The sequence below is a fragment of the Sorangium sp. So ce385 genome (assembly GCF_051474135.1).
In the GTDB taxonomy this organism is placed as follows: Bacteria; Myxococcota_A; Polyangia; order Polyangiales; family Polyangiaceae; genus Sorangium; species Sorangium cellulosum_D.
In genome coordinates this window covers 10497713-10513115 of the sequence record NZ_CP150337.1, presented here as the reverse complement: position 1 = coordinate 10513115, position 15403 = coordinate 10497713, and the positions used below count along the sequence as shown (strand labels likewise).

The 15403-nt window shown below is 73.3% G+C and carries 12 protein-coding genes; 7 read left to right on the top strand and 5 right to left on the bottom strand.

The annotated features are described in order from the left end of the window. Window positions 1-11: 11 nt before the first annotated feature. Window positions 12-1616, bottom strand: coding sequence for an asparagine synthetase B family protein (locus WME83_RS38470; protein ID WP_437322091.1), 1605 nt, complete (start codon window positions 1614-1616; stop codon window positions 12-14). A 788-nt stretch (window positions 1617-2404) separates the two neighbouring features. Between WME83_RS38470 and WME83_RS38465 the strand changes: the two genes are divergently transcribed. The 6 genes from WME83_RS38465 (at window position 2405) to WME83_RS38440 (ending at window position 7857) form a co-directional block, all read left to right on the top strand. After that, window positions 2405-2611, top strand: a complete 207-nt coding sequence (locus tag WME83_RS38465) for a hypothetical protein (RefSeq protein WP_437322151.1) — start codon at window positions 2405-2407, stop codon at window positions 2609-2611. Window positions 2612-3285: 674 nt separating this feature from the next. After that, window positions 3286-4125 (top strand): JAB domain-containing protein, encoded by an 840-nt coding sequence (locus tag WME83_RS38460; protein ID WP_437314680.1) that lies wholly within the window; start codon window positions 3286-3288, stop codon window positions 4123-4125. A gap of 120 nt (window positions 4126-4245) precedes the next feature. Further along, window positions 4246-4851 carry an RNA polymerase sigma factor gene (locus WME83_RS38455; RefSeq protein WP_437314679.1) on the top strand — a complete coding sequence of 202 codons (606 nt, stop codon included), beginning with the start codon at window positions 4246-4248 and terminating at the stop codon, window positions 4849-4851. Beyond that, window positions 4848-6143, top strand: coding sequence for a tetratricopeptide repeat protein (locus tag WME83_RS38450; protein ID WP_437314678.1), 1296 nt, complete (start codon window positions 4848-4850; stop codon window positions 6141-6143). The genes WME83_RS38455 and WME83_RS38450 overlap by 4 nt, the downstream gene beginning before the upstream one ends. Continuing rightward, entirely contained in the window at window positions 6144-7277 is a 1134-nt protein-coding gene (locus WME83_RS38445; RefSeq protein WP_437314677.1) for a hypothetical protein, read from the top strand. Window positions 7278-7356: 79 nt separating this feature from the next. After that, entirely contained in the window at window positions 7357-7857 is a 501-nt protein-coding gene (locus WME83_RS38440) for a hypothetical protein (RefSeq protein WP_437314676.1), read from the top strand. 76 nt (window positions 7858-7933) lie between these two features. Here WME83_RS38440 and WME83_RS38435 read toward each other — a convergent pair whose 3' ends face one another. From WME83_RS38435 to WME83_RS38420, 4 genes are all read right to left on the bottom strand, one after another. After that, the gene (locus WME83_RS38435; protein WP_437314675.1) at window positions 7934-11194 is read right to left on the bottom strand and encodes a type 2 lanthipeptide synthetase LanM family protein; all 3261 of its coding nucleotides are present in this window, start codon (window positions 11192-11194) and stop codon (window positions 7934-7936) included. Between the two features lie 105 nt (window positions 11195-11299). Then, window positions 11300-11503, bottom strand: a complete 204-nt coding sequence (locus WME83_RS38430; protein ID WP_437314674.1) for a mersacidin/lichenicidin family type 2 lantibiotic — start codon at window positions 11501-11503, stop codon at window positions 11300-11302. Between the two features lie 268 nt (window positions 11504-11771). Further along, window positions 11772-12962, bottom strand: a complete 1191-nt coding sequence (locus WME83_RS38425; RefSeq protein ID WP_437314673.1) for a tetratricopeptide repeat protein — start codon at window positions 12960-12962, stop codon at window positions 11772-11774. Between the two features lie 97 nt (window positions 12963-13059). Further along, a complete protein-coding gene (locus tag WME83_RS38420; protein ID WP_437314672.1) occupies window positions 13060-13812 on the bottom strand; it encodes a hypothetical protein in 753 nt (250 codons plus the stop codon). A gap of 249 nt (window positions 13813-14061) precedes the next feature. On the opposite strand from WME83_RS38420, the gene WME83_RS38415 reads away from it, so the two are divergent. Beyond that, a complete protein-coding gene (locus WME83_RS38415; RefSeq protein WP_437314671.1) occupies window positions 14062-15399 on the top strand; it encodes a Stp1/IreP family PP2C-type Ser/Thr phosphatase in 1338 nt (445 codons plus the stop codon). The last annotated feature ends 4 nt before the right edge of the window (window positions 15400-15403 follow it).

Genomic DNA, 15403 nt, shown 5'->3' with positions numbered 1-15403 from the left:
GCTTGGAGTGGTTAGATGTTGACGCGTACGCGCAACCAACGAAGCCAGTCGTCGAGCTGGAGGACCATCTCGACGTCGGCTCGGCCGAGCCAGCCGCCGCGGTCAAGAAGACGGTTGTCCTCGACGACGCTCGCCGCGCGACGAAGGTCAATGAGCGGACGTACGGGGGCAGTCGCGTCGTCGAGCAGCGTCCGCAGCCGTGCGACGAGTGAGGCTTTATAGCGCGCGTCGTACGTGATCGGGTAGGGAACCTTGGCCCTCGCGAGCACCGACGGGGGCACCAGGTCCTTGGCGATGGCCCGTAACAGGCTCTTCTCACGTCCGTCGAAGCGCTTCAACCGCCGCGGCACGTTGTACAGATAAGAGAACAGTCGGTGGTCGGCGAACGGGAACCGAATCTGAAGCCCCGCGGCCGCTCCGAGCCGCTCCGAGTGGTTGACCGTCTGCTCCGCGAGGCGCGTCATGTTGAGATAGTCCACCTCTCGCGCCGCGCGGTCGATCGCTGCGCTGCCAGCGAGATGCGGTACCTCTGCCTTTGCCTCGCGGTACAGCCGGTCCAGATAGCCGGCGATGTCCACCGATCGCAGCAGCGCGTCATCGAACAGGCCGGTGCCGATCCCGTACTCCATACCGAACCGGCGGGATCGAGCGATCCAAGGAAACATGGTGGGCTCGCGCATCCCCTCGGCCGCGCCGTCGACGCCGCCAAACATGACATCAGCAGCCTCGCCGCTGAGTATCGCTGGCACGAGCTCCGCGACGCGCCGGCTGAAGAGGAACGGGGTGATGTTCTTGTCCCCGAACGGCGACGGGTGGTCCTTCGCCGCGAGCACCGCCGACAGGATCACCGGGGCCGACAGCTCCTGCGGGCGAACCGCGACCTCGTGGTGCTCGCAGCCCCATCGCAGGACGACCTCTCTGGCAAACGGCCGATCGGGAACCGCAGCCGCCGTGTCGCCGAACATCACGGTGAACGTGCGCGGCGGCGCGCTGGAGCTGCTGGCCACGAGGCCGGTCAGCGCGCTGGAGTCCAGACCGCCGGAGAGCAGGACCGCAGGAGCGACGCCGCGAAGCTCTCGGCTGATGGCGTCGACGAGCAGCTCACGGACCTGCTTCAAGGTTTCTTCGAGGCCGAAGGTGTGCGGTCGAGCCTCCAGCGTCCAGTACCTGCGGAGGATCACCCGTTCGCGCGCAAACTGGACCGTGCAACCCGCTGGTACTTCGTACACATCGCGCAGCGCCCCGCGCCCGGGGCTACGCAGCTGCGTGAGGAGGGCGCATAGGCCAGTTTCGTCGATCTCCGGAGTCACCAGGGGGTGCGCCGCCAAGGCCGCGACCTCCGAGGCGAACACGACGCGATGGGGGAGCGGGAAATAGCTCAGCGGCTTGATGCCGAGCCGGTCTCGCCCAAGGAGCAGCTCGTCGGTCCGGGCGTCCCAGATCGCAAAGGCGAAGTTGCCCTCCAGGCGCTCCGCCGCCTGATGCCCCCATCGTAGGTACGCATGCAGCACGACCTCGGACACCGACGGTAGCCCTCCCGCACAGCGACCAGCGCCCGCCGCGGCCCACAGGTCGGCTGCATTGTGGAGGTATCCATCGCAGACCGCCGCGGCCATCACGCGACCCTCCTCCTCGATCACGGCGGGTCGCACAGACCCTACCCAGACGCCATCCGTCCACTGCCCCAAGGTGGCTCGTGGGCTCAGCCACAGTCCCTCGCCGCAGCGCCCGCGCGTCATGACGGCCGCCATGAGGCGGGACGCGGTCGGCCCTTCAGACCTCAGGTCGCGCTCGCGATCTATCCACCCGGCAAGTCCGGTCATTTTCTCTCCAATGATTCAGGCTGCTGTGGACAGACTCGCTCCGTGCTGCGGGTCAAACATCCATTTCAGCAAGCTGTCCAGGAAGTCGGTTTGCGGTCAGGATTGTTCTGCTGGCCGAGTCAAGTACATCGCTCGGATGTTAACCACGTCGGCAGGGAACCCAGAGCAACGAATATGCCACGTGGTCTCTCTGGCGGGCGGCCCGTCCAGACGCGGTGCTTGCGCCATGGATGGGCCTGGGAGCATCCAGGATACCCTTACCCCGCTGGCAATCGTCGTCACTTCGACGCCGGCAGGAGCTGCCGGAACGCAAGTTCTGCCGGCGAGTTCCGCCACGCCGGCCGACGGTGATCGCAAACTGTAGAGTTTCCAGCGTTGCCCATCCCCCCGGCGCAGCCGATGGGTAGGGCCAGGACGTCGACGAAGCACGTGCGCGATCGAGCAATCCGCTGCGCAATTGCGCGCGAACCGGCGTATTCGTCGCCTGCGCCGCGTCGTTCAGGTCGTCTCCCCGGTGCAGACACTCAAGAAATTGCAGATCAGGTGAGCGGGAGCGCTCGGGCGCTGCGCATCGCGGGCGCGTGGACAGCGACGTCGCGCGGTTCCTGCGCGAGACCGCATCCGAGCTGCTGTCGGACATGACGCCGGAGCAGGCGCGGGGCGCGAGCGACCTCGACGCGCGCGCCGACGTCTTCGCGCTCGGGTGCGTGCTCTTCGAGCGGCTCGCCGGAGGGCCGCCCTTCGCGGGCGCTCAGGCGATGTCGGCGCTCGCGCCGCGCCCGAGGTGATCGAGCGCATCTCGCATACCTCACCGACAAGGACCGCTCCCTCGGTCATCGCCTCGCCGCGGAGTGGCTCGACGGGCCCGGGAGCGGGCCCTTGACGCAGGCGCTCCTCGTCCGGCTGCCTAGCCGCGCCGGCTGATCAGGATGCCGTGCCGCTCCCCGCCGGGCCTCCAGCGGTGCCCGGGACGCTCGCGAACCGCAGCGTCGCGCCGCCTCAGTCGATCGACGGGCTCCCCTTGAGCAGCGACGCGTAGAGCGCGCTCGCCTGCGTCGCACCAGGGTGGCACACACCAGTCGGCGCACCCCTCCCTGAGCGCGCGGAGCGCGCGATTGGGGAGGGGCGGACCGCGCGCAGGCGCGGAGCGCCGAGCACGGGCCGGGGGTGGGCATCCGCTCTCTCGGTGCCGTCCTCCGCCCTTGCCGATCCGTCATCATCGAGGACCAACACCGAGGGGTGGACCCGGACGATCCGTGGAACGACGCGCTCGAGAGGACCTCCGCCGTTTCAGAACCCTCATCCTCGACGACCCAGTCATCCGCGGCCCGTCTCGCGCTGCTCCCGGGGGCGGGCCTGGCGGCCGCCACCCTCCGCCGCCGCTCCGCCGCCCCAAAGGCGCGCCGATCGCCGCGGCGCCGCGCGGCGGCCGCCGGGCCCGCCGCGTGCTTGTGGCCCGCGCATGAGCTCCTGGAAGCGCGCCGCGCTGCTGCCCGATCACCTCCCCGTCTCCGAGTCGTACACCGACGACCCCGCGGCGCTCGCCGCCTTCCTCGGCCCGCGCGAGCGCGCGCTCGAGGAGGGGATCTGGTCGCTCGGCGACGCCGACCTGCTCGCGATCGTGCTCGGCACCGGGCTGGTCGGCACGCCCGTCACGATCGTCTCCGCCGCGCTCCTCTCGCGCTTCTCCGGGCTGGAGGGGCTCTCGCGGCTCGGCCCGCACGCGCTCGCCGAGCACCCAGGCCTCGGCCTCGCGAAGGCGCTCCGCATCGCCGCGTCGCTCGAGCTCGGGCGGCGCGCGTTCGAGCGCGCGGTGCGACCGCGGCCGCCGGTGCGCACGTCGGCCTCGATCGCGGCGTGGTGCGCGGCGCAGCTCGGCCCGCTCGATCACGAGCAGATGTGGGTGATCTCGCTCGACGGCCGCAACGGGATGCGGGGGGCGCGCCGGGTCGCGCAGGGCGGGCTCCACGGGTGCTCGGTCACGGCGAAGGACATCCTGCGCGCCGCGCTCTCGGACGCGGCGTCGGCGCTCGTGCTCGTGCACAACCACCCGAGCGGCGACTCCGCGCCGTCCCCCGAGGACGTGGCCATGACCGACGCCGTCGCCGCGGCCGGCGAGGTGATCGGGGTGCCGCTCGTCGACCACGTCATCCTCGCGCCGGACGGCCACTACTCGTCGCTGCACGATCTCGGGATGATCAAGCCCGGCGACGCGCCGGCGGAGGGCGGAGCCGGCGCGCGCCCCGCGCAGGCAGGGGCGGCCGGCGCTGGTCCCGGCCGCGCGGGCCACGGCCAGCGCTAGCTCCGCGCGTCGACGGCGGTGAGCCGTTTGGCCACCCTGCCGTGACTCCAGGGGGCCGGTCGGCTCACGAGGCGGCACTCGGCGTTCGGTCATGTCCAGCGGAGCCCTACGATCATGGTGATGCGCGCCCGAGCTCTCGCCCCCCCTCGAAGGCTCGGCGTGGTCGCCTATGCGAGCGACGAGGCGCTCGTGGAGGGGCTCCGCGCGCGGCACCCCGCCGCCCTCTCCGCCTTTCACGAGCGCTTCTCCGGGCACGTGCTCCGCGTCCTCGGCCGGCTGCTCGGCAGCGGCCACGACCTGTCCGACGCCCACCACGACGCCTTCGTCCGCGCGCTGTCCTCCCTCGACACCCTGCGCGATCCGGCCGCGCTGAAGGCGTGGATGACGTCGGTCGCGGTGTTCACGGCGCGGACCTGCATCCAGCGGCGCGCGCGCCGGAAATGGCTCCTCTTCTTCGCCCCCGAGGAGCTCCCGCCCCTCGTGGCGCGCCCGCACGAGGGCGAAGCGCACGAGGCGCTGCGCGCGACGTATCGAGCGCTGGACCGGCTCCCGGCCGACGAGCGCATCGCGTTCGCGTTGCGGCGCATCGACGGGATGGAGCTCCAGGAGGTCGCCGACGCGTGCGGCGTCTCGCTCGCGACCATCAAGCGGAGGCTGGCCCGCGCGGAGGCCAACTTCCTCGAGGCGGCGCGGGACCAACCCGCGCTCGAGGAGTGGCTGAAATGAGGCTCGTCAAGGGCGCTCGCCCCTCGCTCGACCGTCTCCGTGAGCTCAGCCGCGCCCAGGATGAGGAGCTCGCGGCGCAGGATCTCGAGGGCGCGCGCGCGCGATTCCTGGAGAGCGCGGCCGGCAGAGCCGCCCATCCGGGGGCTGCCCGCCTCGGACCGTCGCGCCCTCGGTGGATCGCGCCCGCGGCGTTCGTCGCGCTGGCAGGGGCTTGTGCGGTCCTGCTCCTCGTCCTGCTCCCCTCGTCGAGGTCGCTCTCGTTCGCGGTCGGCTCGGCAGAAGGGCAGGTCGGGACGTGGATCGCCGCCGCCGCCGACGCTCCTCTGCCGATCCGCTTTTCGGACGGCACGTCGCTCGCGCTGGACGCGAACGCCCGGGCGCGCGTGGTGGCCGCCGACGCCCGCGGGGCGCGCGTGCTGCTGGAAGCCGGCCGGCTCACGGCGACGGTGACCCACACCGCGACGAGCACCTGGAACTTCAACGTCGGCCCGTTCGACGTGCTGGTGACCGGCACGCGCTTCGAGCTGAGCTGGTCCCCGGCGGACGAGGAGCTCAAGCTGGTGCTGCGGGAAGGATCGGTCGCCGTGTCGGGGCCGCTCGTGGGGGGGCGGCGCGCCGTCGCTGCGGGAGAGACGCTCGAGGTCTTCTGCAAAGAGCAGCGCTTCGAGCTCACGCGCCGAGAACCGCGCGCCGAGGGCCCGCCTCCGCCGTCGTCCACGCCCATCGCTCCGGCCGCGCCCATCGATCCGGCGGCCTCCGGGCCGGCCCCGGCGACGACGGGCGATACCGCGACGGTCGCGAAGACCGTGGACGCACCCGCGCGCCGGCCGAGCTGGCGCGACCTCGTGGACGAGAACAAGTACGACGAGGCCATGACGGCGGTCGAGGCCGAGGGCTTCGACCGGCTCGTCGCCCGCGCGAGCGCGGCGGATCTGCTGATGCTCGCCGACGCCGCGCGCTTCTCGGGGAAGCCGGAGCGCGCGGCGGCGGCGCTCACCGCGGCGAGGAGCCGGTTCGCGGGCTCGGGCGAGGCGGCGAAGGCCGCCTTCCACCTCGGCCGGATGGCGTTCGACCAGCGGCGATCCTACGCCGAGGCCGAACGTTGGTTCGACGTGTACCTCGGAGAGCAGCCGGGCGGATCCTTCGCGCAGGAAGCGCTCGGGAGGATCATCGAATGCCGAGCGCGGATGGGCTCGGCCAGCGGGGCCCGGGAGGCCGCGCGCCGCTACCTGGAGCGCTATCCGGCGGGGCCCCATGCAGCTCACGCGAAGAGCCTCCTCGAGGAGGAGTGAGTGCGATCTCGAAGGACGGCTCGCGCGGCGCGCGGCGGAGCCTGGACGATCGGCCTCTGTCTCCTCCTCGTCGCATCCGAGGCGCGCGCGGCGCCGCCGGAGCCGCCACGCCCGAAGGTCGTCCTGATCGCCGATCGGCGGACGGACGCCATCATGGCCCGCGTCTATGCCGAGCTCGCCACGCTCGGGTTCACGGTCGTGGTCGTGCGGGGGGACGACGCTTCGCCTTTACGCGGGCCCGTCGAGGCGAGCGCGCGCGAGGAAGGAGCGGCGGCGGTGGTCCGCGTGACGGAGGTGCAGGGTGGAGTCGACGTCTCGATCACCCATGGCGCGACGGGCGAGTCGATCCAGCGCGCCGTGATGGACGACGATCCCCCCACGATCGCGATCCGCGCGGTGGAGTTTCTGCGCGCGAGCCTCCTGGAGGTGCGCTCGCCCCAGCCGTCGCGGGGCGAGGTCGAAGCCGCTCCGGAGGCGCGCGCCGTCGTCGAGGCGCAGCGGCCGCCGCCGGCCGAGCCTGCGCCCGTCGCCGCGGCGCCCCCGCGCGTCGACGGCGTCTCCCGCGCGCCCCGTTCTCCGGCGTCCACGCCGGGCGCGACCCGGAGCGCACCGATGACGTTCGGCGTCGGGGCGGCGCCCGCGGTGCTGTGGAGCGTAGGCGGCGTGCCCGCCTCCCCGATGCTGGACGTGTCGGGGTACGCGATGATCTGGTCTCGACTGGGGCTCTCCACCTTCGTTCAGATCCCGCTCGCCAGCGTGAGTCGCGAGGGCAAAGAGGGCACGCGGCACGCGCGGGTGGCGCTCGCCGCCCTGGGGGTGCGCGTCCGGTTCGACCGCAGCGACGCCGAGTGGCAGCCCTCGCTCGGCGCGGGGCTCGCCGCCGCGTGGCTGCGCGTGGAGGGTGAAGGCCGCCCGCCCAAGTACGTCGGCGCGTCGGAGGACGCGTTCGCGCTCGCGCCGTACGTGCGCGTGGGTCTCTCGTTCGCGCCGACGCCGTACCTGCGAATCAGCGAGCACTTGCTTGCCGGGGTCGCGGTGCCGCGCATCGTGATCAACGCCGCAGGTCGTGCGGCCGATACGTGGGGGCACCCGATCCTGGGCGCAACTCTCGGGCTGGAGGTCGTGTTGCCGTGAGCCGAAAAGGGCAGCTGTCGTGACCTCAAGGCAGACCATCTTGACGCCGGGCGCTCCGGCGCCTGGCGTGGAGGGCTACATGAAGATCATGGTGGAGACGCTCTGGGCTCTTGGCCTGTCGACGGCTTTCGCGTGCGCGCAGGCGGCGTGCTTCGACAGCCACGTCGATCCGATCGTGGAAGATCACCTGGCAAACTCCGTGGTGGGGGCGACCGAAGGGCCGTGGGCGGCCTGCGTCTTCTCCGGGGACGAGGGCTCATTCTCCTTCCCCCTCGTCTGTCCGGATCGCGGACCGGACGGTGAAGAACGCAGATGCTCGGTGGCGCAGGTGGGCGAGAGACTAGAAGACGGATCGATGTGGTGCGATCTCGCGGCGGCCTGCCAGTACGAGTGCGAAACGGCGGCGGACTGCCCGCAGCCGCAGAGCGGGACCGCCACGCCCGTGTGCAACTCGGTCTGCTCGTTGCCCTGCGACGAGGACACCACGTGCCCGAACGGCATGGAGTGCTGGCACCTGCGCCACGGGCCCGGCCTCGTGGACGAACAGGGCTTCTGCATGTGGAAGTACGAGTGTGACTGAAGGTCGAGCGCGGCGAGCCTGGTAGCTCGCTGGGCGGGTCTGGACGACCGCCGGGGATACACCACCAGGCGGGCGCTCACCCCGGCGACGCGGCGCCCGCGAGCCCGAGGACCAGCGGGACCGCCTCCGGATGCGCCTGGTACAGGAGGCCGTACCCCACGCCGGCGAGCCCGGTGAGCAGGTTCGGCACAGCGTCTTTCAGGCCGCGCCCAAGGATCGTCCCCCCGCGCTGGATCTCGGCGAGGATTCGCGCTGTGTGCCGCGCGACCTCGGCCGTCCAGTCGGCGCGATCCAGGGCGTCGGCGGCGCGCGCGACCACCATCAGGTTCCCGAGATCACCGTGGCAGAGGACGTGGCTCTCCCCCATGCCGCGCGACAGCGTGGTCTCCACCGCGACCTCGATCTCCCTGCGAACCTCGGCGTCGTCCAGGAGCGGAAGCGCGAGCGTTCGCCCCAGCGCGACGCCGGGCGCGCCGTGACACCACGCGACCTTGAAGGAGGACGCACGCGCGGCGCGGAAAGCAGGCCAGTTGCGCTGCTCGGGATCGAAGTGCCCCCGCTCGTACGAGAGCGCCCGGTCCGCGAGCGCGCGGATCCGCTGGACGGGCGCGTCGTGGCCGTGCGCCCGGAGCGCTCCGAGGAGCGCGAAGAGCGCGTACGCGATGCCGGCAGCTCCGTGAGAGAAGCCGAGCAGCGGAGGCTCTCCAGGCGACCCCAGAGACAGGATGTCGCCGCCCGCCCGGTCGCAGAGCGCCTCCGCGCCCGCGACGGCGGCGTCGAGCGCCTCCGGGCGGCGTGACGCCTCGTGGACCGCGAGCAACGCGAGGAGGGTCCCCGCGGCGCCGCCGACGATGTCGTGGCGCCGGTCGCCCGGCCACAGGCGCGAGAAGCCGTGGAGATGATCGAGCGCGCCTTCGAGGAGCCCGGGGTCGCGGAGGAGCCGCGACAGGCACGCGAGCGCGTAGAGCTGCGACGCCTCGCCCTCGAAGCCGCCCAGACGGGCGGGGAATCGCGCCCCCTCTCGCTCCATCGCGCGCGCGATCCCCTCCGCGGTGCGCCGCGCCAGCGTCGAGAACCGCGCCTCCTGGGTGAAATGGCCCAGGTAGCCCAGGAACAAGGCGATCCCGGCGGTCCCGTCGTAGAGGTCCGACCCCACGGGGGCCAGCGTCCGCCGCGTGCTCTCCCCGCCGACGCCGAGCCAGGTCACGTCGCGCGGCCCCACGATGGCGGTCTCGAGCAGCCGCTCGCCGATGCGCCGCGCCTCCGCCACGAGCGCCTCGGCGAGGCGTCCGCGGCGCTCGTCGGCGCCCGATCGTGAGCCCTCGTCGCGCTCGCAGGCCGCCGCGACGGCCGCGTCGCGCGCTCCGCGCGCCGGGCGCAGGGTCTCGATCGAAGCGCGGATGAGCCACGTCTGCCACGCGAGCTCCTCGCTGGAGAACGCCTCGATGACGCGCCTCACCTCCGCCATGGCGTCCGTGGCGAAGTAGGCCGGTATCCGCCGGCCCCGGCCGTCCCACAGATCGCAGGAGCCGGGGCGCGCGGTGAAGCGCGGGATGTCGCCTCCCCGGAGATCCTCTTTCTCCGCGCCGATGGCCCGATCGAGGCGCGCCGCCTCCCTGTCCATCAACCACAGGACATCCAGCAGCGCCTCGATGTCGACGGCGTCGCGCTGGTGGTCGGGGTGGGCAGCGTCCCCGAGGATCCGCGCGTACGACAGCGTCGGCCGGAGCAGGTGCCGGGTCTCCACGGCGGCGAAGGGCGCGAGCGGCCCCTCCGGGGAGAGCAGCTCCTCTCGGCGGGCCCACAGGAGGCGGTACATCGCCTCGAAGCCCGCGGTGAGCTCCGCGAGGTGCGCGGTCGCCGGGATCGCCTCGCCCCCCACGCGCGGGAGGCTCTGCGCCGGCGCGATCGTGGCGACCTTCCGGATCTGCCGCATCTCATCGGTGGCGACTCCATCCCAGGACGGCACCGGGAACGGCGTCTGCTGCGGTCCTGCGTCGGAGAGGCCGCCGAGGTTCACGCCCGCGTCGCCCTCGTCGCCGAAGAGCATCTGCGGCAGCAACCCGACGCGGACCACCGACGCGGCGAGCCTGCGGACGGCCGAGGACCGGGCCGTATCCTCCTCCTTCACCTCGTTCTCGCGGTGGAGCAGCGTCTCCAGATCGACGATGACGGGGTGCTCGCCGCTCGCGATCACGTTCTCCTGGTGGATGTCGACGGCCCGGAGCACGTGCAGGAGGGCGAGCAACGCCCCCTGCCGCACGTAGAACCGAGCGGCGTCCTCCGTGGATCCGCACGCCTCGTGCTCCACGAACTCGACCCACCCGTAGCCCTCTCGCTCGAGCATGCGGAGGGTCCGGAAGGGAGGGAGCGTCGATCGATCGCTGACCCACCGGAGGAGCCCTTGAAAGCAGGCGTCCACGGCGAGCGATCGCGGTTTGTAGACGAGCCGCGCCCGCCGCTCGTCCTCTCCGAGCGCGAGCTCCAGGATCCACACGCTCCGCCCTCCCCGGTGCGGATCGGACACGCCCCCGCGGGCGTCGATGAGCCTCGCCGGCCGCGCGTCCGGGAGCAAGGCGGCCTGGATCGCGCGAAAGTCCGCCGCGAGCCTCGTGAAGAGCTCGGTCACCGCGGCGATGTACTGCGCCGTGATCGTCGCGATCGCGCGCGCCATGACCTGGTATTCGGACAGGAGCTTCTCCCACTCCGCACGGCGGCCGAGGAGGCTGCAATAATGCTGAAACCGAGCCTCGGCCGTCTCTCCGTCGAGGCGCTCTTCGAGGCGCGCGACGTTGAGCTCGAGGACGAGGACCCGCCGGCAGGCGCGGTCGAGGCGACGCGCGAGCTCCTGGAACAGGGCGCGACGGAGCGAGCGCTCGCGGAGATCGAGGCCGGGGATCGGCGGGAGGGAGCGCTCGATCCGCCCGAGGCCGTGAGCGATGAACGGGTGGAGGGCCGGGGCGAAGGGCGCGGCGGGCTCGCGCGCGAGATCGCGGTCCTCCTCGCAGAGGCGGTCCCACCCTCGAAGGACGTCGTCGAGGAGCGCCTGCCAGCCGGGCGCGCCTTCGCCCGGCTGCGCCGCGGGGCCGGCGTCCTCCCGGAGCGCCTCTCGGACGGCGAGCAGCCGGCCGAAGGACGACGCGTCGAAGCCCTCGGCCGAGAGCCGCCGGAGAAAGCGCTCCTCATCGAGGCAGCACCGCTCCCTCCACCGCTCGCACCGCGCGCGCGCCGCGGGGGCGTCGCGATCCTCCGCCGGCGGATCCCCGCCGCCGGGGATCGTCTCGGAGAAGAACGCCGCGCGCGGCCATGGATCGGTCGGGATGGGCGCCGATGGCATCGGACTCTCCTCTAGGGAAAGGCGTGTCGAACAGGAGGCCGGCGCGGATGACCACGCGCCGGCCCCCTGGAGCAGCGTGTCAGTGGCGGAACGGCGGGTGAGGGATCAGCCGCAGCACCAGCTCGAGATGGTGCTGAGGATCGTCAGCGTCGGCTGGTTCGTGCCCGGCGCGGGCGGGCTCGCCAGCGAAGCCGCCTTGAGGTCGGCATCCCCCGCGGGGTTCTGCGGGAGCGCCGACCGCTGGGACTCGCTCAGGCTCGCGCGGAAGCTCGCGTCTTTCCAGGCGCGGATGGTCAGGCTCTTCGACATGGGATTCTCCTTTGATGACGATGGCTCAGGCAAACACCGGCGCGGCCGGCCGCAGCGCCGCCGCACCCCGTCGCGAAGCGCCTTCGCGACGCGCCACCTGGAGCAGCAACCCACGTGCCGGTCGCGCGGAGCAGCGCGGCGCGCCGCGGGGCCGGCCTCGAGTCTCTCCGAGCGGACGCGGGGCCGTCTCCAGGAGAGGATCGCGTCCGCGCCAGCGGACACGCGGCGCGACGTGCTCCTCGTCCGAGGGCCGCCGGCGATCGGCCGCCTAGCTGCGCCGGCTGACCAGGATGCCGTGCCGCTCCCCGCCGGGCCTCCCCGCGGTGCCCGGGACGCTCGCGAACCGCAGCGTCGCGCCGCCCCAGTCGAGCGACGGGCTCCCCTTGAGCAGCGACGCATAGAGCGCGCTCGCCTGCGTCATCGGGCAGCCGAGCGCCTCGCGCAGGAACGTGAGCGACGCGCCCGTCGCGTAGCTCACGGGCGCCTGCCGGCCGCCCTCGCCGATCACGGTGACCTTGAAGACGTCGTCCTCGGCGCGCGCGGCGCGATCCGGATCGGTCAGCGCGAGGTGCAGCGCCTCGATCGCGCCGCCGCCCGGGCCCCCGCCCGCGTCGAGCGTCACGTGGAGCTCGAGGAGCGGCGCCGTGTAGCGGACGATCCGCCGCGCCCCGCCGCCCTCCACCGGGACGGGCGGCGCCAGCGCCTCGCGGCGCCTGAGCTGCGCCTCGACGACGAGCGCCGACCGCGCGAGCTCCCGCTCCGTCTTGCCGAGCAGCCGGCGCGCGCGCATCTCGGCGAGCGCGCGCCTCAGCACCTCGCGGTTGCTCGCCGCGCGCTCGTGACCCGGCGCGCTTGCGAGCAGCGCCTCGAGCTCGGAGAGCGCCTGCTCGTGCTCCCCGATCGACGCGAGCGCGTCGGCGAGCGTGAGCCGCGCGTCGGCGAACGCGGGCGCGCGCCGCACCGCCTCCCGGTACGCCGCGATCGCCGGCGCGATGTCCCGCCGCGCCTCGTGCGCGAGCCCGAGCGCGAAGGCCGCCCGCGCGTCGTCCGGCGCCGCCTCGCACGCCCGCGCGAGCCAGCGCGCCGCCTCGTCGTAGAGGCGCTCGTCGTAGAGCACGACCCCGAGCTCGCGCAGCACCCGCGGGTCGGGCGGCTCGATCGCGGCGCCCCGCCGGAGCTCGGCGGCCGCGTCGTCGAGCCGGCCGAGGCGGACCAGCGCGCGGGCGTAGGCGAGGCGCGCCTCGGCGTCGCCGCCGCCTCGCTCCACCGCGGCCGCGAGCGCCGTCGCCGCGTCCGCCCAGCGGCCCTCCGCCGAGTACGCCGCCCCGAGCGCGAGCCACGCCCCCGCGTCGCCCGGCGCGCCCGCGAGGTACCCCTCGAGCCCGGCGATGCCGCCGGCCATGTCTCCTCGGCTCAGCAGATCGAGCGCGCGGGCGCGCTGCGCGTCGGGCGGCGTCATGGCGGCAGGGTACGCCGGCGCGACGAAGCGGGTCGAGCGCCGGCGGGGCGCGCGGCGCCGCGGGCGCGGCCCAGCCCGCACGGCGGGCGCGCGGACGTCAATACCCCGGCGGGAGATCGGCCGTCAGGCACGAGACGGTGTTCGGGGCCGCGCGCGACGACCACAGGGCGCCCGCCGGCTCCCCGCCGGAGAAGCGCACGCCTTCGCGCGGATCCCACGACGGCGTCTCGCCCGGGCGCAGGGAGTGCGCCCCGCTCTGATAGAACGCGATGATGTACGTGTGCCCCGCGACCCGGCAGCCGAGCCGGCCCGCGAGCGCCCGCGCGAACGCCTGGCCGGTGTGGCCGAACGCGCTGCAGCAGCGGAGCCACACGAGGGCGTCGGGCCCCGCGAGCTCGGCCCGCAGGGCGTCGAGCGCCGCGTCGAGCGGCGAGCCCGGCCGGAGCGCGGCCTCGTCGAGCCGGGTCGCCCCCAGGCGCATGTACCCCCAGCCGCCGTGGCCCCAGGCCTGCAGCGACGCGATCTTCCGGCCGCGCTCGCGCGCCGTCCGCGCCGCCCACCCGAGCGCCTCGGCCCAGCTCGAGGCGGCGAGCCACGCGTCGGCCGCGCCCCGCATGCGGTGGAGGAGCGCCCCGGCGCGCCAGATCGGCGAGAGCCCGATCGTGGCGCCCACCGCCTCGCCCAGGACCGCGAGGTCCGCGGGCTCGGCGGCCGCGCCGCGCGCGAGGTCCGCGGCCTCGGCGGCCGCGCCACGCGCGAGGTCCGCGCCGTCGCGCCGGCGGGGCGCGCCGCTCGCCCGCCGCGCGCGGCCCCACCCGACGTCGGTGTTATCGAAGAGGACCAGCCGCATCGAGCCTCCCATTCTACGCGTTCCGAATGTACCGCCGCTCGCAGCCGCGGCCACGCGGTCGATTCCCCACCCGCACCCCGAGCGCCTCCCGACGGCGCAGGCACGCCCCGGGCGCGGCGAGCGCGAGGCCCGGCGAGCGCGACGCCCGGCGCGGCGAGCGCGAGATCCACGGGAGGCGGTCGTCCCGTTCGCGGCGGGCGCAATCGCTAGTGATTTCCTCCCGCGCCCTCGGGTAGCCTGCCCGAACCGATGGGCCTGTCCGAAAACATCAGGTTTTATGCGGCCACCGACGTCGGCCGCATGCGGGACCACAACGAGGACAACTACCTCGTCGACAAGAAGCTCGCGCTCTTTGTGGTTGCCGACGGAATGGGCGGACACGCCGCGGGCGAGGTCGCGAGCGCGCTCGCCGTCCGCATCATCCACGAGGAGCTCAAGAAGGAGCGGGACCTCATCGAGAACCAGGCGCGCAGCAACGTGCGGCGCGCCGCGATGAAGGAGGTCCTCAGCCTGCTCGAGCACGCCGTCCAGCGCGCGTGCGCGCGGATCCACGAGGAGGCGAAGGCCGACGCGACGAAGCGCGGCATGGGCACGACGCTCTCCGCGCTCCTCATCGCCGGCTCGCACGGCTACATCGCCCACGTCGGCGACAGCCGCATCTACCTCCTCCGCGAGGGCCGCATCCAGCAGGTCACCGAGGACCACACCGTCTACAACGAGCTCATCAAGCGCGGGAAGCTCACGCGCGATCAGATCGAGAAGGTCGCGCAGAAGAACGCGATCACGCGCGCCGTCGGCGTGTACGAGCGCGTCGAGGTCGACACGCTCACGATCGAGGTGCTCCCGGGCGATCAGTTCCTCCTCGCGTCCGACGGGCTCCACGGGTACATCGCGCACACCGCCGAGCTCGAGCCGTTCTTCGAGGAGGAGAACGGCGAGGTCGCCACGAACGGCCTCATCGATCTCGCGAACAGGAAGGGCGGCAAGGACAACATCACCGCCGTCCTCGTGCGGCTCGGCGCGGGCGATCACCGCGACAGCGTCCGCGCGCGGCTGCTCGCGCTGAAGCGCGACGTGCTCGCGAAGATGCCGCTCTTCGCGCGCCTCCACGAGCGCGAGATGCTCCGGGTCATGCAGGTCGCCGAGGTGCTCTCGTTCGAGCCCGGCCAGGTCGTGGTGCGCGAGGGCGATCGCGGCGACGAGCTGTTCATCGTGCTCTCGGGCCTCGTCCGGATCGTCCGCGGCGACGCCGTGCTGAGCGAGGTCGGCCCGGGCGAGCACTTCGGCGAGATGGCGCTCATCCGCAGCGCGCCGCGCTCGGCCACCGTCTCGGCCGTCGAGCAGAGCGAGCTCATCGCCGTCCGGCGCGCCGACTTCTTCGAGATCCTCCGCAAGGAGCACGAGCTCGCGGTCAAGCTGCTCTGGCAGTTCCTCGGCGTGCTCGCCGACCGGCTCGACCAGACGTCGCGCGACCTGACCACCGCCCGCGAGGAGCTCGCCGCGGAGGACATCACGAACGAGATCTTCCCCGACAGCGAGGAGGGGAAGAGCCCGTTCGCCGCCGAGGAGCGCTCGTCCGCCCGCTGATCCG